Source organism: Pseudoduganella sp. GW821-FHT11H04, from assembly GCF_058807935.1.
On record NZ_JBXARE010000002.1, the window covers coordinates 499,325 to 520,069 of the forward strand.

Below are 20,745 nucleotides of genomic sequence, written 5' to 3' on the forward strand. Positions count from 1 at the left end.
ACCAGACATTTTGTAAGAGCGAGAAAGGCACACCGGTTATGACACCGCGAACTACCATCAAGGTTGGTGAGTGACGCTAGTCGATCGGCTTTCTTTTGCTTGTTCAATTGAAGAAAACGCGGCTAGCCCGCGTTTTTTTTCGTCCATATTTTTCAGCATTACCTTTTTCTCCGGAGATCCATAATGGTTTCAGTCCGACTGCCCGACGGTTCCGTCCGTCAATTCGATGCCCCGCTGACCGTCGCTCAAGTGGCGTCCAACATCAGCACCAGCCTGGGTAAAGCAGCCCTTGCCGGTAAGGTTGACGGCAAGGTCGTTGATACTTCCTTCCTGATCGAGAAGGATTCCGATGTCGCTATCGTGACCGACAAGGACCCGGAAGGCCTGGACGTGATCCGTCACTCGACCGCCCACTTGCTGGCTTACGCCGTCAAGGAGCTTTTCCCTGACGCGCAAGTAACCATCGGCCCGGTCATCGAAAACGGCTTCTACTACGACTTCTCCTACAAGCGCCCGTTCACCCCGGATGACCTGGTGGCAATCGAGAAGAAGATGGCCGAGCTGGCGAAGAAAGACGAGCAGGTAACCCGCAAGGTCCTGCCGCGCGACGAAGCCGTGGCCTACTTCAAGTCCATCAACGAACACTACAAGGCCGAGATCATCGCTTCGATTCCGTCGAACGAAGACGTGTCCCTGTACACCGAAGGCAGCTTCACCGACCTGTGCCGGGGCCCGCACGTGCCATCGACCGGCAAGCTGAAGGTCTTCAAGTTGATGAAGCTGGCCGGCGCTTACTGGCGCGGCGACAGCAAAAACGAAATGCTGCAACGCGTGTACGGCACCGCCTGGACCAAGAAGGAAGACCAGGAGCAGTACCTGTTCCAGCTGGAAGAGGCTGAGAAGCGCGACCACCGCAAACTGGGTAAGCAGCTGGACTTCTTCCATTTCCAGGACGAGGCGCCGGGCCTGGTGTTCTGGCATCCGAAAGGCTGGACCATCTGGCAGCAAGTGGAGCAGTACATGCGCCGCAAGTACCAGGACAACGGCTACCAGGAAGTGAAGGCGCCGCAGATCCTGGACGCGAGCCTGTGGGGCAAGACCGGCCACTGGGAAAACTACCGCGAGAACATGTTCGTGACCGAGTCCGAAAACCGTTCCTATGCGCTGAAGCCAATGAACTGCCCAGGCCACGTACAGATCTTCAACAGCGACCTGCGTTCCTACCGCGACCTGCCGCTGCGCTACGGTGAGTTCGGCCAGTGCCACCGCAACGAGCCTTCCGGCGCGCTGCACGGCATCATGCGCGTGCGCGGCTTCACCCAGGACGATGGCCACATTTTCTGCACCAACGAGCAGATCGAGCCGGAAGTGGTTGCATTCCACCAGCAGGCGATGGAAGTCTACAAAGATTTTCATTTCGAGAACATCGACGTCAAGCTGGCTCTGCGCCCTGACAATCGCATCGGCGACGATGACGTGTGGGATAAGGCTGAGGAAGCGCTGCGCTCCGGCTTGCGTGCTTGCGGCGTCACCTGGACCGAACTGCCGGGTGAGGGTGCTTTCTACGGTCCGAAGATCGAATACCACCTGAAGGACTCGCTGGGCCGCCCATGGCAGGTCGGCACCATGCAGGTCGACTTCTTCATGCCTGGCCGCTTGGGTGCCGAGTATGTGGCGGATGACAACACCCGTAAGACCCCGGTCATGCTGCACCGTGCAATCGTGGGTTCGCTGGAGCGCTTCATCGGCATCCTGATTGAGAACTATGCTGGTGCGCTGCCGATGTGGCTTGCTCCTCAGCAAGTATCGATTCTCAACATCAGCGATGCACAGGCGGATTACTGCAAGGCGCTTGAAACCAGGCTGCGCAAGCTGGGCTTCCGCGTTGCTGCTGATTTGCGCAACGAGAAGATTACGTATAAAATCCGCGAACATTCCGTCCAAAAAGTGCCTTACATCCTCGTGGTGGGCGACAAAGAGCGGGATGCCCATACCGTGGCCGTGCGTGCCCGGGGCAATGTCGATCTGGGCGTCATGTCGATCGAGGCCCTGGTGGAGCGACTGCAGCAAGACGTCGCTACCAAAGCCTGATGCGTGAAACTCCGCAACCGGCCAACTAACCAATATTGAAGGAAACACCATAGCTACTGACAAGTCTTCCCATCGCATCAATGGCGAGATCACCCACCCTGAAATGCGTCTGTCGGGTGTGGAAAATGAACCGCTGGGCATCGTAAGCCTGGCCGAAGCCTTCCGCCTGGCGGAAGAGGCCGATGTCGACCTGGTCGAGATCGCGCCGAACGCGAATCCACCAGTCTGCCGACTGATGGACTACGGTAAGTTCAAGTATTCGGAACAGAAGAAGGCGCACGAAGCCAAGTTGAAGCAGAAGGTGATTTCGGTCAAGGAAGTCAAATTCCGTCCGGGCACCGATGATGGCGACTACAACATCAAGCTGCGTAATCTGATCAAGTTCCTGGAAGAGGGCGACAAGACCAAGATCACCCTGCGTTTCCGTGGCCGTGAAATGGCTCACCAGGACATCGGCATGCGCATGCTGGAGCGTCTGAAGGCTGACCTGGAGGCTGTAGGCCAGGTCGAACAGTTCCCGAAAATGGAAGGCCGCCAGATGATCATGATCCTGGCGCCTAAGAAAAAGAAGTAAGCGCATCTGTGATGCGAAAAGCCAGCCCTCGGGCTGGCTTTTTTATTGTCGAAAAGCATATTGTTGAACTAAAATGCGCGTTTCCTTTTTTGAAACTCTTCGAACGTGCGTCAACTTACCCGTATTCTTGCCTCTTCACTGATCGTCGTGCTTACCGCTTGTGGCGGCGGATCTGGCTCCTCCGATGGCCCGCAAACTCCATCAACACCTCCCACTAAGCCGCCTGTCCTGCAAGCTGCTCAAATTATTGTGGCGGAGCAGAATGAGGCATCGGTGCCCGTCAAATTCTCAGCCGTAATTAGCAATCCATCGGGCCTGGTGCTCCAATACGCCTGGAATTTTGGTGATGGGCAGACGAGTACGAGTGAGCGCCCTGAGCACCTCTACGCAAGTTCCGGGAATTATCAGGTTACGCTGACGGTAACGAGTCCTGCGGGAGTCGCGAACAGTTCGGCATCAATTCGTACCAGTCATTCCGCTGGGGTGGTCGGCATGGACTGTGCCGGTCTTGGCGATGGTCAGGGCTGGTGTCGGCAAAGCTATTTGCCCACCAGCCAGTTCTTAATCTCTGTGAAGATGATTGGGAAGACTGTCATTTGGGCGCTGGGCACGAACAATACAATCGTTCGCAGTACAGATGGCGGCGCAACTTGGTTCTCTAGGCGTATCGTGACAACGTCAATACTGAAGGCGATAACGGCGGCCGATGCAAATAATGCGTGGGTGGTGGGTACTGGTGGCTTCGAATCGCATACGAGGGATGGTGGCCTGTCTTGGTTCAGTGGCGAACTGTCAGCTGGAGTAACGGATCTGTTGGCAGTTGGTTTGGCAAAAGATGGTCGGACTGTCTGGCTGGCAGGCAATGGTGGCGCAGCTTACCGATCTGACGACGGCGGAGCCCATTGGAGTAATCGTTCGATAGGAGGGGATTCTCAAACTTGTTCATCCTCATCGATTTCAGTCGTGGACCCGGATACGGTCTGGATGACTGGTGCCTCATGTATGGCACGTACTACGAATGGTGGCTTGAATTGGTCCTTTTCAAAAGATTTTTACTTTGCACGTTCGATGAGCGCAATTGATGCAAACATCGCTTGGGTTTCCAAAGTGCACGCCATTGAGAAAACAACCGATGGTGGCAAGACATGGGTCGTTCAACTCAATACCCTTCCAAATAATTCGGGCACTGGGCCTCAATACACCTCAGTTCTCGCGCTGGACGCGAATACAGTGATTGCGGTCGATTATTCGGGTTACATCGTGAAAAGCGCAAATGGCGGACAAAGCTGGAAGGACATCTCGCCTTCGAGGGTGGTTGGCTGCTGCGATAACCCCAGTTTTGAAGCTTTGTCGGCATCTGATGCAGAAAATATGACTGCGGTCGGGCTTAATGGAAATGTGTTTGTCACTCAGGATGGCGTGAATTGGGCCTCGAAAAATAAGGGAGCCTTTATCTCTGGGAGTGCGGACATCACTTCTATTGCGGTGTTCGACGCAAATCATGCGGCAGTCATCCCACAGGGGTACGGCATCGTTTTCCGTACTGAGGATGGTGGCCGGACCTGGTTGCGCCAGGATAGTTCCACAGCATTGTATTGCGTTTCGAGTTTGACGCGAGTGAGCGAGATGTCGGCAGTGGCAGTCGGCTGCGGTAATGTCCATACGACCAATGATCAGGGCAAGACCTGGCAAAGCACGTACGTCGGCAATTGGTACTTTAAATCGATCTCATCAGTCGGTGGGGATATGGTCTGGGCCGCAGGTGAGTCCGGCACTGTCGCCTATAGCAAGAACGGGGGCGGTTGGAATGTGGTCGCGGGCGATTCAAATGGGGAAACATTGCGTGTGATTTCGGCAGTTAACGAAAATGTCGTGTGGGCTGCGGGCGACAAGGAAACACTGATGCGCACAGTGGATGGTGGAAAATCGTGGATTAAGCAAAGCGGTGATTGGATGAGTGGATTTGCATCGCTTGCCCCGCTCGATGCCGACACTGCCTGGGCGATCCATTACCCTAAGGGGCTGATGAAAACGCAGGATGGAGGCAAGACCTGGATCAAGGTGGAGATCGGCTCGCCTGAGCGAATGTACTCGGTCGCAACTTTGGATGGGAGAGTTTTGTGGGTGGTTGGTGAAAAAGGCAAGATTTTCCGCAGTGAGGACAAAGGCAAATCCTGGAGTGTGCAGGAGTCCGGCATGCTGGGCGACTTGTATACCGTGCGCCTGATTGATAATAATACGGCGTGGGTCACTGGGGTGGGCGGCACCATTTTGAAGACCGCAACTGCTGGCAAGTAGAGGTCTTCCATTTGCGTACGTTTGTGTTACAATCTGAGGTTCCCGTGAGAGTAGGCACTAAAAGTGTAGCAAAGTTGCTGCCACCTACAATCCGGTCATTATTGGAGCATTCACATGCCAAAAATGAAAACTAAGAGCTCCGCGAAAAAGCGTTTTCGCGTGCGCCCAGGTGGCACCGTTAAGTCGGGCATGGCTTTCAAACGCCACATCCTGACCAAGAAGACCACCAAAAACAAGCGTCAGCTGCGTGGTACCCGTAACATCAATGCGTCGGACGTGACTAGCGTTCTGCGTATGATGCCATCCGCTTAATCTCACATTATTTAAGGAGCTACTATGCCTCGAGTAAAACGTGGGGTTACCGCGCGTGCCCGTCATAAGAAAGTACTGAACCTGGCCAAGGGTTACCGCGGTCGTCGCAGCAAAGTATTCCGTATTGCCAAGCAAGCAGTTATGCGCGCTGGCCAGTACGCATACCGCGACCGTCGTAACAAGAAGCGCGTCTTCCGCGCCCTGTGGATCACCCGTATCAACGCGGCTGCCCGCGAACACGGCGTTACCTACAGCGTGTTCATGAACGGTCTGAAGAAGGCCGCTATTGAACTGGACCGTAAGGTCCTGGCTGATATGGCTGTGATGGACAAGCCTGCATTTGCAGCGATTGTCAACGTCGTCAAAGCCAAGATCGCTGCTTAATTGCCAGTGATGTGCGTTGTCTTCGGGCAGCGCTCATAAGAAGCGGGACATGGCTTTAGCTATGTCCCGTTTTTAATTTCCCAAACAGGAAAAAAGTCGGATGAACTCGCTCGAACAACTCGTCGTCTCCGCGCAGGCTGACTTCCTCGCCGCCGTAGACGCTGCAGCACTTGAAAACGCCAAAGCCAAGTACCTTGGCAAGACTGGCCAGATCACCGAAATGATGAAGGGCCTGGGCAAACTGGACCCTGAAGAGAAAAAGGCGCAAGGCGCACTGATTAACGTCGCCAAGGTGCAGATCGAAGCCGCGCTGACCGCGCGCCGTGATGCGCTGGCGGAAGCGCAGCTGCAACTGCGCTTGAACGCAGAAGCGATCGACGTGTCGCTGCCGGGCCGTGGCCGCGCAAAAGGCGGTATCCATCCTGTGATGCGCACTTGGGAGCGCGTGGAAGAGATCTTCCGCTCGATCGGCTTCGATGTCGCCGCCGGCCCGGAAATCGAAACCGACTGGACCAACTTCACTGCACTGAATTCGCCTGAGAACCATCCGGCGCGTTCGATGCAGGATACCTTCTACGTTGAAGGCAACGACAGCACCGGCAAGCCGCTGCTGCTGCGTACCCACACCTCGCCGATGCAGGTGCGCTACGCCCGCAACAACAAGCCGCCGATCAAGGTGATCGCGCCGGGCCGTACTTATCGCGTCGACTCCGATGCGACCCACTCGCCGATGTTCCACCAGGTTGAAGGCCTGTGGATCGCGGAGGATATTTCCTTCGCGGACCTGAAGGGCGTCTACCTGAATTTCGTTAAGGCTTTCTTTGAGACGGACGACCTGCAAGTGCGTTTCCGTCCTTCGTATTTCCCGTTCACCGAACCGTCGGCGGAAATCGATATCGCCTTCGGCAGCGGCCCGCTGAAAGGCCGTTGGCTGGAAGTGTCGGGCTCGGGCCAGGTGCATCCGAATGTGGTGCGCAACTTCGGCCTGGATCCAGAGAAGTACATTGGCTTTGCGTTCGGCTCCGGCCTTGAGCGTCTGACCATGCTGCGCTATGGCGTGAATGACCTGCGACTGTTCTATGAAGGCGACCTGCGCTTCCTGAAGCAGTTCAATTAAAAGAATACGAAAGCTGACTATGCAATTCTCTGAAAACTGGCTGCGCACGATGGTCGATCCGAAGATGACTTCGGATGAACTGGCACATATGCTGACCATGTCCGGCCTTGAAGTTGAAGACATCGATCCAGTCGCGCCTCCATTCACCAACGTGGTCGTTGGCCATGTGCGCGAAACCGCCAAGCACCCGAACGCAGACCGCCTGAACGTCTGCCAGGTCGACGTGGGTACCGGCACGCTGCTGAACATCGTCTGCGGCGCGCCAAACGTGCGTCCTGGCCTGAAGGTCGCGTGTGCAATGGCCGGCGCCGTGCTGCCGCCTGGCGCCGATGGCAAGCCGTTCGAAATCAAGGTTGGCCAGCTGCGCGGCGTCGAGTCGCAAGGCATGCTGTGCTCCGCGCGCGAACTGAAGCTGTCGGAAGACCACGGCGGCCTGATCGAGCTGCCGGACGACGCGCCGATCGGCCAGAACATCCGAGACTACTTCGCGCTGAACGACCTGAAATTCACCATCAAGCTGACCCCGAATAAGGCGGACTGCTTGTCCGTGCTCGGCGTGGCGCGTGAAGTGGCCGCGCTGACCGGTTCGCAACTGAACTTGCCGCAGAACGCCATCGTGCCTGTCACCCTGGACGAAAAGCTGGCGGTGAAAGTGTCCGCTCCGGAGCTGTGCGGCCGCTTTGCTGGCCGTGTGATCCGCGGCCTGAACGCCAAGGCGCAAACCCCGGCCTGGATGAAGCAGCGCCTGGAGCGAAGCGGCCAGCGTCCTGTGTCGGCGCTGGTGGACATTTCCAACTTCGTGATGCTGGAGCTGGGCCGTCCTTCGCACGTGTTCGACCTCGACAAGATCCACGGTTCGCTGGACGTCCGTTGGGGCAAGAAGGGCGAGCAGATCAAGCTCCTGAACGGCAACACCATCGAAGTCGATGAGTGGGTTGGCGTGATCGCCGACGACAAGGAACTGGAATCGCTGGCCGGCATCATGGGCGGCGACGCCACCGCCGTGTCGGACGACACCACCAACATCTACCTGGAAGCTGCATTCTGGTGGCCAAACGCCATCCAGGGCCGCGCCCGTAAGTACAACTTCTCGACCGACGCAGCGCACCGCTTCGAGCGCGGCGTGGATTACGCTTCGATCCCTGAGCACCTGGAGCGCATCACTGCGCTGCTGGTGGAGATCTGCGGCACGCCTGACACCAAAGTCGGCCCGATCGACGACCAGATCGTCAACATCCCGCAGCGCGCGCCAGTACAAATGCGTACCGCCCGTGCAGCGAAGGTGATCGGCGTGGCACTGAACGACGATATGGTTGCCGACATCTTCAAGCGCCTGGGCCTCGAGTTCTCGCTGGCTGACGGCGTATTCAGCGTGACCGCACCGAGCTTCCGCTTCGACATCGAAATCGAAGAAGACCTGATCGAAGAAGTGGCCCGCGTGTACGGCTTCGAAAACATCCCGACCCTGCCGCCGGTGGCCGCAGCCGAGATGATCATCGCGCCGGAAAACACCCGCTCGATCTTCGCCGTGCGCCACCAGCTGGCCGACCTGGGCTTCCAGGAAGTGGTCAACATGAGCTTCGTCGAAGCGCAGTGGGAGCTGGACTTCAACGGCAACGACAGCCCGATCAAGCTGCAAAACCCGATCGCGTCGCAAATGTCGGTCATGCGTTCGAGCCTGATCGGCAGCCTGGTGGCCAATGTGCGCTACAACGTCAACCGCAAGCAGTCGCGCGTGCGCCTGTTCGAAGTCGGCGCCATCTTCCAGCGCGACGCTTCCGTGCAAGACGGCCCGCTGACCGTGGCCGGCTACGCCCAACCGCAGCGCGTTGCCGCCATGGCCTACGGCCCGGTAGCTGACGAGCAGTGGGGCCAGCAAACCCGCGATGCCGACTTCTTCGACGTCAAGGCCGACCTGGAAAACCTGTTCGCCCCGCGCCAGCTGCGTTTCGCCAAACTGGCGCACCCAGCCCTGCACCCAGGCCGCGCGGCTTCGGTGGAACTGGACGGCAAGGTGATCGGCTTCATCGGCGAACTGCACCCGCGCTGGCTGCAGAAGTACGACCTGCCGAAAGCGCCGATCGTTTTCGAAGTTGACGCTGTTGCGCTACAGCAACGCGACGTGCCAGTCTATGAAGAGATTTCGAAGTTCCCTGGCGCCACTCGCGACCAGTCGTACGTGGTCAAGCGCGGCGTAGCAGCGCAGGAGATGGTCGATGCCTTCAACGGCGTAGCCGCCGCCCATGCGCAAGGGCACATCGTGCAAGCCATTGTTTTGGTTGACGAATATCGCGGCGAGCGGGTTGAAAGCGACGAAAAATCGCTTGCTTTCCGCTTTAGCTTGCAAGATACTCAAAACACCCTGCAGGACGATGTCGTCGAGGAATTGATGAAGTCTTTCGAAGCTCACGTCAGTCTGGCATTGGGCGCAAAACTGCGGGCTTGATTTAACATTTAAGTCTATTCAGGAGTCCGGCAATGCCGGACTCATGTACTTTTGGAAGGCAGGGCAGCAAAATTAACAACAACGACGTCGATTCCGCCGTACTTGAATCTGCATTGGACGCTGAACTGCACAGCGCGATGCAGAGCGCCAAGGTACGCCAGGAAGCTGAAAAGGATTTGCCGACGCTGACCAAGGCAGAACTGGCCGAACTTCTGTTCGAACAGGTGGGCCTGAACAAGCGTGAGGCCAAGGACATGGTCGAAACCTTCTTTGACGAGATCCGCAACGCGCTTGAGCGCGGCGAAGCGGTGAAACTGTCCGGTTTCGGCAATTTCCAGCTGCGCGACAAGCCGCAGCGCCCGGGACGCAACCCGAAAACCGGCGAGGAAATTCCGATCACTGCACGCCGTGTGGTGACTTTCCACGCCAGCCAGAAGCTGAAAGGCATGGTCGAAGACAGCGCCGGCACGGCGCGCGCATCCTGATCGATAAGGTGCGTGAATGAACGACCGTCCTGGCAAGGCTGAACTGGTAGTGTTGCCGCCGATTCCGGCGAAGCGCTATTTCACCATTGGCGAGGTCAGTGAACTGTGCGGCGTCAAGCCGCACGTGCTGCGCTATTGGGAGCAAGAATTCACCCAGCTGAAACCGGTCAAGCGGCGCGGTAACCGCCGCTATTACCAGCACCATGAAGTGCTGCTGATCCGTCGTATTCGCGAACTGCTGTACGAACAGGGCTTCACCATCAGTGGCGCCCGCAACAAGCTGGATAGCCGCGGTGCCGATTCGGCCCAAGGCGAGTATGATGAATCAATTGGCGCGGAAGCACCGCCGCTGGACCGTGAGATGCTGCGCAGCGAGCTGCAAAGCATACTCGAGCTACTAAAGTTGTAAGCAGCTGTAGCAAGGGCGCTTAGGCGTCCTTTTTTTCGGTTAGACTCAGCTAATTGTTAAACCGTTGGTGCTACAATATTAACGTTATGATTTTGCTAGTGATAATGCAGACGCTGGCTCCGTTCCCAGGTTAAGAGTTCAAGAGGGAAGATCAATGATTCGCGTAGCCATCTGTGACGACCACCAGATTGTAAGGGCTGGTTTCAAGCAAATCTTTTCGTCGTCGGACGAGTTCAGCGTGGTGGCTGAAGGAAGTACCGGGCGCGAAGCGCTCGAAATCGCACGCAAGGAAGTTTGCGACGTGCTGCTGCTGGACATCGCCATGCCTGATCAGAGCGGCATCGACACGCTGCGTACCATCCGCCAGGGCCAGCCGGACCTGCCGGTGCTGATTCTGTCCGGCTATCCGGCGCAGCAGTACGCGCTCAACCTGTTCAAGATGGGCGCCAACGGCTACCTGAACAAGGAGTGCGAAGCGGAAGAGCTCATCAACGCCGTGCGTACCGTTCACCAGGGCCGCCGTTACGTCAGCTCGCAAGTTGGCGAACTGCTGGCGCAAAGTTTTGACCGCGATTCGAATGCCGCCCTGCATACCGAGTTGTCGGACCGCGAGTTCCAGGTGTTCCTGCGCCTGGCGCGCGGCGCTACCGTGTCCGATATTGGCACGGCTTTGTCGCTTAGTATCAAGACTGTCAGTACCTATCGCACGCGCATCATGGAAAAGATGGGCTTGCAATCGAATAGCGACCTGACGTACTACGCAATGAAGAATAATCTGCTCGACTAAAGCGCCTGGGCTGCTGCACGATAGGCTTTCCGTGTGGCAGCATTTTGCCGCCGGTCTATAATGGGCATAATGTACTTCACCATCGAACCAGCGCCGCGGCACCGGCTGCCGCTTTACAAAACGCTTTTGTGCGTAACGTGCGCGCTGATCCTGATCGTCAACGGCTTCAGCCTGTTCCACAACCTGCAATCGCTGCGCGGCGCCAACGAACAACTGGCACTCAGCTCGCGTGTCGCCGAACGCCTGCAGTACCTGAACGTGCTGGTGCTCGATGCCGACAGCAGTGCACGCGGCTACTTCATCTCGGGTAAGGAAACCTATCTCGGCCCGACGCGCGCCGTCGTTACCGAATCCGAAAACCAATTCCGCGAGCTTGAGAAGCTGCTCGCCAATAATCCCATCCAGCTGAAGAACCTGCAGCAGCTGCAGGTGCTGGTGCGCAAGCGCGTTGCCATCCTGAGCCAGGCCATCGAGGTGTATAAGCACGGCGGGCTGGATGACATTGTCAACATCGCCCAGGTCAGCGACGAGCGTAGCGGCATGGACGAAATCCGCCTGCAAGTGGTGATCATGACGCGCGAGCAGGGCGAGGCGATGTCGGCCCGTGCCGCCAGCTTCTACCAGGAATACCAAAAGGCTGTCGTGATGGGCGCCGGCATCAATGCCGTGGCCATCGTGGTGCTGATCATGTTCTACCAGCTGGTGCGGCGCAGCTTCGTGCACCGTGCGGCCGTGGAGCATGCGCTGCAGCTGTCGAATGAAAGCCTGGAGTCGATGGTGCAGCAGCGTACCGAGCAGCTCTCTGTGCTGTCGCGCCACCTGATTTCGATCAGCGAGGAAGAGAAGATGCGGCTGTCGCGCGAGCTGCATGACGAGATGGGCGCCAACCTGACCTCGATCAGCATGGATATCGCGGCCGTCGCGCACCAGCTGCAAAAGACCAATCCGGAACTGGCTTCCCAGCTGCGCCGTGCGCGCGGCACCCTGGTCGATACGGTGGAGCTGAAGCGCCGCATCATCGAAGACTTGCGTCCAAGCTTGCTCGATAACCTCGGCCTGTGCGCCGCTATCGACAGCTATTGCGAAGACTTCACGCGCATGACCAATATTCCGTGCGAGACCGAGATTGGCGCCGATATCGATGCGGTGGCCAAGGCCGGCGACAGCAGCCTGTCGATCGCGCTGTTCCGCATCGTGCAGGAGTCGTTGACCAATATCCGTAAATACGCCAAGGCGAACGCAGTCAGCGTGTCGCTCAAGCTGCAGCGCGACGAAATGCTGGTGCTGCGTATCATCGACGACGGGATCGGGATTGCCGCTCCTACGCTGGCCAAGCCAATGTCACATGGTTTGCTGGGGATGCGGGAGCGCGCTTTGCTGCTGGGTGGGGTATTGAACATCCGCCGTGGGCGGGGTGACCGGGGAACCTGTATCGAGGTTTATATCCCATTGCGAGGCCGGGGCGGACGCCCGGGGAGTGCAGTGCCCCCGGGCTTGCTGCATCCTAGCAGCATGCTACATCAGCGAGCAGGCGATCATATTCAATCTTCGCCACCTTATAGCACTCACCCGCATAGCGTTCCAGACCTTCACGATCAATAACGGTGATGTTGCCGCGGCGGTAGGTGATCATGCCGTCTTCCTGCAGCTTGCCGGCTGCGGCGGTGATCGATTCGCGGCGCACGCCCAGCATGATCGAAATCATTTCCTGGGTCACCTTCAGTTCATTGCTTGGGGAGCGGTCCAGGCGATCCAACAGCCAGCGGCACAGTTTCTGTTCGATTGAGCTGTGGCGGCCGCCGACGGCGTTCTGGGCCATCTGCGCGAACAGCGCCGCGTTGTAGCGCATCAGCAGCTGGGGCAGGGCGCCGCCCTGGTTAAAAGCGTTGCGCAGGGCTTGCGCTTTCAGGCGGTAGCCGTAACCAGCGCTTTGCACCACGGCGGCGCTCATGGCGCGTTCACCGGCGAACATCGAAACACCTACGACGCCTTCGTGGCCGACCACGGCAATCTCGGTGGTCGCGCCGTCTTCCATGACGTACAGAAGGGAAAGAATTGCTGTGGTTGGGAAATAAACGTATTCCAGCTTGCTGCCGAACTCGAACAGTTCCTTACCGAAGGGCAGTTGGACCAGTTCCAGGTGTTCAAACAGGGCCTCCAGTGCTTCACGAGGGAGGGCTGCCAGCAATTCATTCTGCTGGGCGCCGCTGTAGCTGACAACTGGCCGGGACGCAACTTTAAACTCCGAAGAACCTACAGGCATTGCATGGGACAGCGAGTTCTTGGCAGAGACGCTAAGTTGAGTGTTGTTCATTTTATCCTCACAAAACTAAAGTACACGGTGTTGCAGTCGGCATTCTTAGAGCGTGCTGCTTGCCGATCGCGTTGGTATTACTTTAATTTTCTATGTGAGATATGAACATAAGACCTGTGACCGCCATCGTGTAGGCTGGCAACATGGCAGTTTGTCAGGCTAGTCCTACAACATCGCAATTTTTGCTGGCGCACTGTTGGAAAAAAGGGGTGCGTCCCCTTTTTTCAAGCGGAATTGGCCGAGTGCTTCGTTCAGCATGGCTGTTTCTGCGTGGACACGGCTGGCGCCTTCCGAGGCTTGCACCACCAGGGCGGCGTTCTGGCGGGTCATATCGTCGATGCGGTGCAAGGCGCTGTTGATACGGGCGATCTCGCTGCGCTGGCCGGCTTCGGCGTTGGTAATGCGGGCGATGACTTCCTCCATGCTGCCTACCGACGCCAGCACCTGTTGCATGGTGGCGCCGGCGGCATCGACCTGGGCGTTCCCGTTTTCGACCTTATGCACCGAGTCTCCAATCAGGTGTTTGATTTCGAGGGCTGCCGCGGCCGAGCGCTGGGCCAGGTTGCGCACTTCGGTCGCGACCACGGCGAAACCGCGGCCATGGTTGCCGGCGCGCGCCGCTTCCACTGCGGCGTTGAGGGCCAGGATATTGGTCTGGAATGCGATGCCGTCGATCACGCCGATGATGTCGGCAATGCGGTCGGAGCTGGCGCGAATGGCGGCCATGGTGTCGACCACGGCGCCCACGCTGGCGCCGCCCTTGCGCGCCACGCTTGCGGCTTGCACCACCAGTTGCCGCCCGTCGTCGGCGTGCGCGCTATTGCGCTGCACGGCGGCGTCCAGTTCTTCCATCGCGGCCACTGTCACGTGCAGCGCTTCGGCCTGCGTGCTGGTGGAGCCATTGAGCGAGGTGCTGCCGCTGGCCAGTTCGTCGGCGGCGCTGGCTATGCGCGCGGCGCCGCTGCGGATATCGCCGACAAGCGTTTCCAGCGCGGCGGTCATTCGGCTGAAGGCATTGGCCAGGCTGCCGATTTCGTCGCGTGCAGGGGAGGCAATACGCACGCTCAGATCACCCGCTGCGGCGGCGCGCACGGCGCGATTCAGCTGGCGGATATCGCGCGTGAAGGAGACGTAGAAGCCTGCGCCCAGCCAGCCGGCCAACGCGATAGCGAGCAGCACTACGGCGGCTACGCCGTTGCGGCGGAACGTGTTTTGCGCAGCGCGCTCGGCCAGCATTTGTTCCAGCGCGTCGGCCGTACTGCCGGACAGCGCTTGCAGGCCGGCGATGGCTTGCAGGCCCGCTGCATTGAATTCCTTGCCGCTGGTCTGGTTGTAGGAGTTCAGCACTTCGTTGCGGGCCCGTTCGAGGAAAGCCAGTGCAGCCGGAACGGCGGCCATGCGCGGCTTCAAAGTGGCAGCGAGCCCTGGATTATTGGCGAAGATCGCTTCGTATTGCGCGGGCAAGCGCTCCAGTTCATGGCGCGCCAGCATGGCAGTGGCGTTGAGCATCTGGTCTTCGTTTGCTTCGAACAGGCCGCTGTCGATATAGGCGGCGCCGCGGCCGGTGATCAACGACAGGTTTTCAGTGAGGTCGGGGAAGGTTTTCAGGAAAGATGCGATCAGGTAGACGCTGCGTACTTCCGGGTCGAGCGACAGGCGGGAGCGGTCGGCTGCCAGTGCCGCCAGGGCATCGGCCTGGGCGACCAGCTTGCTGTGGGCTGCAAAGCTGGTGCGGGCGTCAAGGCCGGCCTGGCGCTGCTGCATCTGTTGCCAGCCTTGTTCGAGTTCGGCTTGTGCCGCCAGGCCGGCCAGCGGACCAATGGCCAGCGGACGCAGGGCTGTCAGCGCTGCACTGGCAGCATCGGCGGCGGCAGTGCTGGCGCGTGCTGCATCCTGCTGGTTGGCCGCGAGGCGCATATGTTCGAGGCTGCGCTTTTGCTGCAGCTGGCGCCGCACTTCATGCAGCTGGCGCAGGTAGGCCAGGCCCTGGCGCTCCTGCACGGTGAAGGAAACTGATTTCTGGAGTTCCGCCACCAGCAGGCCGGAGGCGAGCAGCAAGGGCAAAAGGAAGACCAGGGAGACGAGGGCGAATTTAGGCAGCAGGCGCAGCCGCTGCATGAGGGCGATGGCAGGATAGAGTGGCTTCATGGCCGAACATGATGCCGGGCGATTGTGACGCGGCGATGAATCGGGGCATAATGCGCGGTAATTAACTTATTCCCAAGCCTCATGCATGTAATCCTGGTTGAAGACGACGTAGTTCTGGCCGATGGTCTGGTGAGGGTGCTGAGCGGCCATGGCATGAAGGTGGAGCTGCTGCAAAACGGCACCGAAGCCGACGCCGTTTTGCAGCGCCCTGGCCCGGTGGATGTGCTGGTGCTCGATATCGGCTTGCCGGGACTGGACGGCTTTGAGGTCGTGCGCCGCCTGCGCGCGCGCGGCAGCCAGCTGCCAGTGCTGCTCCTGACTGCGCGCGATGCGGTGGAAGACCGGGTGCGCGGCCTGGAACTGGGCGCCGACGATTACCTGGTCAAGCCTTTCGCTACGCCGGAACTGGTGGCGCGCGTACGGGCGCTGGCGCGGCGCCACGCGCCAAAACCGAGCCTGCTGCAAATGGGATCGCTGGTGCTGGACCTTGGGGCCAAGCGCGCCCGCGTGCGCGAAAACGTGATCGACTTGTCGGTGCGTGAATGGGCGGTGCTCGAATACCTGATGCAGCACAGCGCGCGCGTGGTGAGCAAGCAGCAGATCATCGACGCCATCCTGCCTTGGGGCGAGGACGTGACGCCGAATGCGGTGGAAGTTTATGTCTCGCGCATCCGGCAAAAGACCGCCGATGCCGGCATCAGCATCCGCACCATCCGCGGCTTTGGCTATATGCTGGAACCGGTCAATGGATAGCATCCGCCTGCGGCTGCTCAAATGGCTGATCGCCCCGGTTCTGTTATTGAACCTGGCAGGCGTGGCATTGAATTACGCGCTGGCCTGGATTCCCGCCCAGATTGCCTTCGACCAGTCACTGGCCGATGCCGCGTCCATGCTCGGCGCCCGCGTGAGCGAGCGCGAAGGCCGCCTGGCGCTGGACTTGCCCCAGGTTGCCGAATACGCCTTGCGCGACGACGACCTGGATAAAGTCTATTTTTCCGTACGTGACAGCCAGGGCCGCCTCGTGGCGGGTGATGCCGGGCTGCCGCTGCTGCCTGCACGCGCTGCCGCTCCTGCCACTGATGGCGTCGTGGGCGGCGAGGCGGTGCGCATGGTGGCGCAGCCGGTCCTGGTCGGCCAGCAGCAAGGCCTGGTGGTGGTGGCCAAGACCCTGCGCAAGCGTGGCCAGGCGCGCGCCGCTATCCTGCGCGCGATGCTGCCACTGGCTGCACTGTTCACACTGGCATCGGTGGGTTTTGTCTGGTTCTCGGTGACCAATGGCCTGTCTCCGCTGATCAAGGTGCGCGCCGACATCCAGTCGCGCGGCGCTGACGACCTGTCGCCGATCAATGCGGCGGACGTGCCGCTTGAAGTCAAGCCGGTGGTGCATGCCTTTAACAGCCTGCTGGAGCGCGTGCGCGAAGGAGCCCAGGCGCAGCAGGACTTCCTGGCCAATGTGGCGCACCAGTTGCGCACGCCGCTGGCCGGCATGCGTACCCAGATCGAGCTGCTGGCGGAGCAGGAATCCAAGCCGGAGGCCACGTCCTCGCTGGCGATGATGCAGGGCTCCACCGAACGCATGATCCGCCAGGTCAACCAGCTGCTGTCGTTCGCGCGCGCCGAACCTGGCCCGCTGCGCAAGACGAATATGGAGCAACTGGCGCTCGACCAGCTGCTGGAAGAGTCGATCCAGCATTTCGTCGAACAGGCTCTGCGCAAGGATATCGACCTGGGCTTCGACCTGCAGCCAACCATGGTGCACGGGGACCGATTCCTGCTACGCGATCTCGTCGACAACCTGGTCGACAATGCGATCCGCTACACGCCGGCGAAGGGCACGGTGACGGTGAGCTGCTTCCCCCACCTCGAAGGCGGCATGCTGACGGTGGAGGATTCGGGCCCCGGGATTGCGCCGGCCAAGCGCAGCGCTGTATTTAAACGCTTCCAGCGGCTTGATTCCAAGACAACAGGCAGCGGCCTTGGCCTTGCCATTGTGCGCGATATTGCCAGCGCTCACGGCGCCAGCGTCGCCATTGACACCCCGGCCAGCGGGCAGGGCGCGTTGTTTTCTGTGTATTTCCCAGCATAAATTTACTGCTGTCAGCTTTTTGTCAGGTTTCCCTCAGGGAACTGCAAGCTTGGTTCTCTAGACTTGCATTATCGGTAACCTGATTTGGAGCAATTAAAATGGAGCAGCAGAAAACTGTCGCGTCGCGACAGACGGGCGTAACGCTGATTGAACTGATGGTGGCGCTGGTGATCATCTCCATCCTGACCTCGATCGCAATGCCGGCTTACGGCGATTACGTCAAACGCAGCCGGATTCCGCAGGCGACCAATAACCTGGCTTCCATGCGCGTCAAGATGGAGCAGTATTTCCAGGACAACCGGAGCTATCCAAGCGCCTGTACCACGGCCGCCGGCATGGTGCTGCCGCCGACCGACGATTTCACTTACAGCTGCTCCAATTTGGCGGCCAACACCTTTACCGTGCAGGCCGACGGCACCGGTTCGATGGCCGGCTTCACTTATACCATCGACGAATCGAACAACAAGAAAACCACGGCGGTGCCGACAGGTTGGGGCACCGTGCCTAGCGGCGGCTTCACTTGCTGGGTCCGCAAAAAGGGCGGCCAATGTTAATCCATCGCCAACGCGGCCTGACCTTGCTCGAGCTCATGCTCGGGCTGGTCCTCATGACGCTGCTGCTGGCCATGGGCGTGCCTTCTTACACGAACTGGATCCGCAACACGCAAAACCGTGCCGCGGCCGAATCGGTCCTGAACGGCTTGCAGATGGCCCGCAATGAAGCGGTGCGCCGCAATACGACGGTGCGCTTCGACTTGACCGATAGTAACGGCACGGTTGCCTGGACTGTCGGCTGCGTCAATGTCACGACTAGCTGCCCAGCCACAATCCAGTCGCGCCCGGCCGCTGAAGGCACCGACCAGGCGCGCGTCGGCGTCAGCCTCGCCGCAATTCCATTGCCAACGCCTGCCGGCCATTTCAGCTCGGCTCTGGCAGCCGGCAACGAACTCGCCGCCGGCGTCAGCTTCAACGGCATCGGTCGCGTGCCTCCCGCCAACATCGGCAATGATTTCACGCGCGCCGATATCACCAATGTGACTAGTGCCAATGCACGCCGTTACGTCGTACTGATCGGTGTCGGCGGTCAGATTCGCATGTGCGATCCGGCGCGTTCGTTCGCTACGGACCCGCAGGGCTGCAGCTAAGGGGAAATAGATGAATTCTCAACGCATAGCGAAGAAGCAGGGCGGCATCGTGCTGCTGGAAGGCTTAATCGCAATCACCATTTTTGCATTCGGCGTGCTGGCCGTTATTGGCATGCAGGCGTCCACCACGCGCGCGGCCACCGATGCCAAATACCGCGTCGACGCCAGCTTCCTGATCAACCAGACCCTGGGCGAAATCTGGGCGGACCGCGATAACGCGAGTTCCCACGCCAAGACCAACGAAAACGTCAGCTTGCTTCCGAATGGTAAGCGCACCATCGTCGTCACGGGCGCAGCGCCAAGTTTCCAGGTTGCCGTTACTGTGACATGGCAGTTGCCGGGCGAAAGCCGTGTCCACACCCATTCGAGCATTACGCGCATCAATGGCTAACAATAAGGAACGCTCAATGCGCGCGAATGAAGAAGGATTCGGCCTGGTCGAAATCATGGTGGGGCTGGCCATCGGCATGCTTGCCATGGTTGTGGTCATGCAGGTATATAGCCAGTCGGAAGGGCAGAAGCGCACTACCACCAGTGGCGCCGATGCGCAGACCAATGGCGCCATTGCGCTGACCATGCTGGAGCGTGATGTGCGCAATGGCGGTTGGGGCATGGGCGTGACCCAATACTCCGGCTGCGACACCATGTACACCTATTGCGACGGCAGCGACGCCTGCGGCGGCGCGGAAGGCGCGATCGCCAATTTCTCGATGGCGCCCATCATCATCACCGATGGCGGCACCCGCCCCGATACCATCACGGCCCAGTATTACGCCGACCCGAACATCGGTGCGTTCCGCCTGCCAACCAATACCGTGGTGAGCGAGAACATGCCGGCGCCTTCGTCGGAACTGGATGTGAACAGCACGGAAGGCTGCAACGAGGGCGACCTGATGCTGGTGGCGCAGGATGGCAAGTGCACGCTGATGCAGGTAACGCAAGTCCAGAACCAGGCACTGAAGATCCAGCATAACAAGGGCACCAACGGCATTTACAACCCTGCCGCCAGTTTCATGAATGCGAACAACTGGCCGCAGTACACCGTCGGCGCTTCGCTGACCTGTTTCGCCGGCGCGTCCAGCGCACCACAGTTCAAGCGCACTTACGCCATCAACAGCGCGCTGCGCCAGCTGGTGCGTTCGGATAATGCAGCCGACTCCTCGGCCAACCAGGAAGTGGTATCGCCCGAAATTGTCGACCTGCAGGCCGAATATGGCGTGGCGAACGCTGGCTCGCAAACCGTCAGCGCCTGGGTTTCGGCTACGGGCACGACCTGGGCCAATCCGACCAATGCGAACCGCAACCGAATTAAAGCGGTACGTATTGCGGTGGTGGCGCGCAGCGCCCAATATGAAAAGCCTGCTACTGACGGCACCTGCAACGCGACCACGACCGCCAAGGCGGCAACCTGGTCGACCTGGGCCACGTTCAATACTGCGAATTACCCGTCCGATTGGAAGTGCTACCGCTACAAGGTGTACGAAACGATTGTGCCTTTGCGTAATGTCTTGTGGGGGAAAGTATGAAGCGAATCAAACGCATCGGCCATCAGGCCTGGCAGCAGGGTGTGGTGCTGCCGATTACGCTGATCGTGCTGGTGGCGATGACGCTGGCCGGTATCGCCTTGCTGCGCTCCGTCGACACCTCGTCCGTCATCGCCGGTAACCTGGCCTTCAAGCAAAGCGCGGTCGCCAGTGCCGACCTGGGCGTGGAATCGGCCATCACCTGGCTCGCGGCAAATTACAAGACACTGGAAAACGACCAGGCCAACCTCGGTTATTACGCTACTCGCCAGGACGCGCTCGACCTGACAGGCAACAGCACCGAAGCTACGACCGACAACTTCAACTGGGACGACACCAGCAAGGTGAAGAAGCTGACTGCGGACAGCACCGGCAATGTGGTGTCCTACGTCATCCATCGCATGTGCGACAGCTCGGGTGCGTTCAGCCCCGGCACCTGCTCCACTGAGCAATCGCCGCGCAGCGGCAGCAGCAAGGGCCTCTTGTGCCACATGATGACTTACCAGGCGTGTAACTGGAAAGCCGTTGCGAGCCATGCCTATTACCGAATCACGGCACGGGTGACCGGGCCAAGGAACACCACCAGCTACGTGCAGGTCGTGGTCACAATCTAACGCAGGAGAATTC

Annotated in this window: 20 protein-coding genes; 18 read left to right on the forward strand and 2 right to left on the reverse strand. The window is 59.3% G+C overall.

The genetic code is table 11. From position 1 onward, the window contains the following. Positions 1-183: 183 nt before the first annotated feature. The 11 genes from thrS (at position 184) to AC1RTP_RS06145 (ending at position 12,505) form a co-directional block, all read left to right on the forward strand. On the forward strand, positions 184-2,091 hold the full coding sequence (gene thrS / locus AC1RTP_RS06095) for a threonine--tRNA ligase (RefSeq protein WP_498605665.1): 1,908 nt from the start codon (positions 184-186) through the stop codon (positions 2,089-2,091). A 49-nt stretch (positions 2,092-2,140) separates the two neighbouring features. Next, positions 2,141-2,665, forward strand: coding sequence for a translation initiation factor IF-3 (gene infC, locus AC1RTP_RS06100; protein ID WP_498605840.1), 525 nt, complete (start codon positions 2,141-2,143; stop codon positions 2,663-2,665). A gap of 105 nt (positions 2,666-2,770) precedes the next feature. Then, positions 2,771-4,963: a YCF48-related protein gene (locus AC1RTP_RS06105; RefSeq protein WP_498605666.1), complete on the forward strand. Its 2,193-nt coding sequence runs from the start codon at positions 2,771-2,773 to the stop codon at positions 4,961-4,963. A 114-nt stretch (positions 4,964-5,077) separates the two neighbouring features. Further along, entirely contained in the window at positions 5,078-5,275 is a 198-nt protein-coding gene (gene rpmI, locus AC1RTP_RS06110) for a 50S ribosomal protein L35 (protein ID WP_057262756.1), read from the forward strand. A gap of 24 nt (positions 5,276-5,299) precedes the next feature. Next, a complete protein-coding gene (gene rplT, locus AC1RTP_RS06115; protein WP_028101213.1) occupies positions 5,300-5,659 on the forward strand; it encodes a 50S ribosomal protein L20 in 360 nt (119 codons plus the stop codon). Between the two features lie 100 nt (positions 5,660-5,759). Further along, positions 5,760-6,776, forward strand: a complete 1,017-nt coding sequence (pheS, locus tag AC1RTP_RS06120; protein WP_498605670.1) for a phenylalanine--tRNA ligase subunit alpha — start codon at positions 5,760-5,762, stop codon at positions 6,774-6,776. Positions 6,777-6,795: 19 nt separating this feature from the next. Continuing rightward, positions 6,796-9,222, forward strand: a complete 2,427-nt coding sequence (gene pheT, locus AC1RTP_RS06125) for a phenylalanine--tRNA ligase subunit beta (protein ID WP_498605672.1) — start codon at positions 6,796-6,798, stop codon at positions 9,220-9,222. Between the two features lie 137 nt (positions 9,223-9,359). Next, the gene (locus tag AC1RTP_RS06130) at positions 9,360-9,707 is read left to right on the forward strand and encodes an integration host factor subunit alpha (protein ID WP_452649579.1); all 348 of its coding nucleotides are present in this window, start codon (positions 9,360-9,362) and stop codon (positions 9,705-9,707) included. A 16-nt stretch (positions 9,708-9,723) separates the two neighbouring features. Continuing rightward, the gene (locus AC1RTP_RS06135; protein ID WP_498605674.1) at positions 9,724-10,116 is read left to right on the forward strand and encodes a MerR family transcriptional regulator; all 393 of its coding nucleotides are present in this window, start codon (positions 9,724-9,726) and stop codon (positions 10,114-10,116) included. A gap of 154 nt (positions 10,117-10,270) precedes the next feature. Next, positions 10,271-10,903, forward strand: a complete 633-nt coding sequence (locus AC1RTP_RS06140; protein WP_498605675.1) for a response regulator — start codon at positions 10,271-10,273, stop codon at positions 10,901-10,903. 69 nt (positions 10,904-10,972) lie between these two features. Then, on the forward strand, positions 10,973-12,505 hold the full coding sequence (locus AC1RTP_RS06145; protein WP_498605676.1) for a CHASE3 domain-containing protein: 1,533 nt from the start codon (positions 10,973-10,975) through the stop codon (positions 12,503-12,505). Here the strand turns inward: AC1RTP_RS06145 and AC1RTP_RS06150 are convergent. Together AC1RTP_RS06150 and AC1RTP_RS06155 are read right to left on the reverse strand one after the other, a co-directional pair. After that, a complete protein-coding gene (locus tag AC1RTP_RS06150; protein ID WP_498605677.1) occupies positions 12,408-13,217 on the reverse strand; it encodes a Crp/Fnr family transcriptional regulator in 810 nt (269 codons plus the stop codon). The two genes, AC1RTP_RS06145 and AC1RTP_RS06150, sit on opposite strands and share 98 nt — an antisense overlap. A gap of 165 nt (positions 13,218-13,382) precedes the next feature. Then, positions 13,383-15,365 (reverse strand): methyl-accepting chemotaxis protein, encoded by a 1,983-nt coding sequence (locus tag AC1RTP_RS06155; protein ID WP_498605678.1) that lies wholly within the window; start codon positions 15,363-15,365, stop codon positions 13,383-13,385. Between the two features lie 81 nt (positions 15,366-15,446). Here AC1RTP_RS06155 and AC1RTP_RS06160 point away from each other — a divergent pair, with 81 nt between their 5' ends. The 7 genes from AC1RTP_RS06160 to AC1RTP_RS06190 all read left to right on the forward strand — a co-directional run bounded on the left by AC1RTP_RS06160 (position 15,447) and on the right by AC1RTP_RS06190 (position 20,732). Beyond that, positions 15,447-16,118 carry a response regulator transcription factor gene (locus tag AC1RTP_RS06160; RefSeq protein ID WP_498605679.1) on the forward strand — a complete coding sequence of 224 codons (672 nt, stop codon included), beginning with the start codon at positions 15,447-15,449 and terminating at the stop codon, positions 16,116-16,118. Beyond that, positions 16,111-17,451, forward strand: coding sequence for a sensor histidine kinase (locus AC1RTP_RS06165; protein WP_498605680.1), 1,341 nt, complete (start codon positions 16,111-16,113; stop codon positions 17,449-17,451). Before AC1RTP_RS06160 ends, AC1RTP_RS06165 begins: the two co-directional genes overlap by 8 nt. 98 nt (positions 17,452-17,549) lie before the next feature. Then, on the forward strand, positions 17,550-18,005 hold the full coding sequence (locus AC1RTP_RS06170) for a type IV pilin protein (RefSeq protein ID WP_498605681.1): 456 nt from the start codon (positions 17,550-17,552) through the stop codon (positions 18,003-18,005). After that, the gene (locus AC1RTP_RS06175; RefSeq protein ID WP_498605682.1) at positions 17,999-18,595 is read left to right on the forward strand and encodes a GspH/FimT family pseudopilin; all 597 of its coding nucleotides are present in this window, start codon (positions 17,999-18,001) and stop codon (positions 18,593-18,595) included. Before AC1RTP_RS06170 ends, AC1RTP_RS06175 begins: the two co-directional genes overlap by 7 nt. A gap of 10 nt (positions 18,596-18,605) precedes the next feature. Beyond that, entirely contained in the window at positions 18,606-18,986 is a 381-nt protein-coding gene (locus AC1RTP_RS06180) for a type IV pilus modification PilV family protein (RefSeq protein ID WP_498605683.1), read from the forward strand. 16 nt (positions 18,987-19,002) lie between these two features. Next, positions 19,003-20,121: a PilW family protein gene (locus tag AC1RTP_RS06185; protein WP_498605684.1), complete on the forward strand. Its 1,119-nt coding sequence runs from the start codon at positions 19,003-19,005 to the stop codon at positions 20,119-20,121. Beyond that, positions 20,118-20,732: a pilus assembly PilX family protein gene (locus AC1RTP_RS06190; protein WP_498605685.1), complete on the forward strand. Its 615-nt coding sequence runs from the start codon at positions 20,118-20,120 to the stop codon at positions 20,730-20,732. Before AC1RTP_RS06185 ends, AC1RTP_RS06190 begins: the two co-directional genes overlap by 4 nt. Positions 20,733-20,745: the final 13 nt, after the last annotated feature.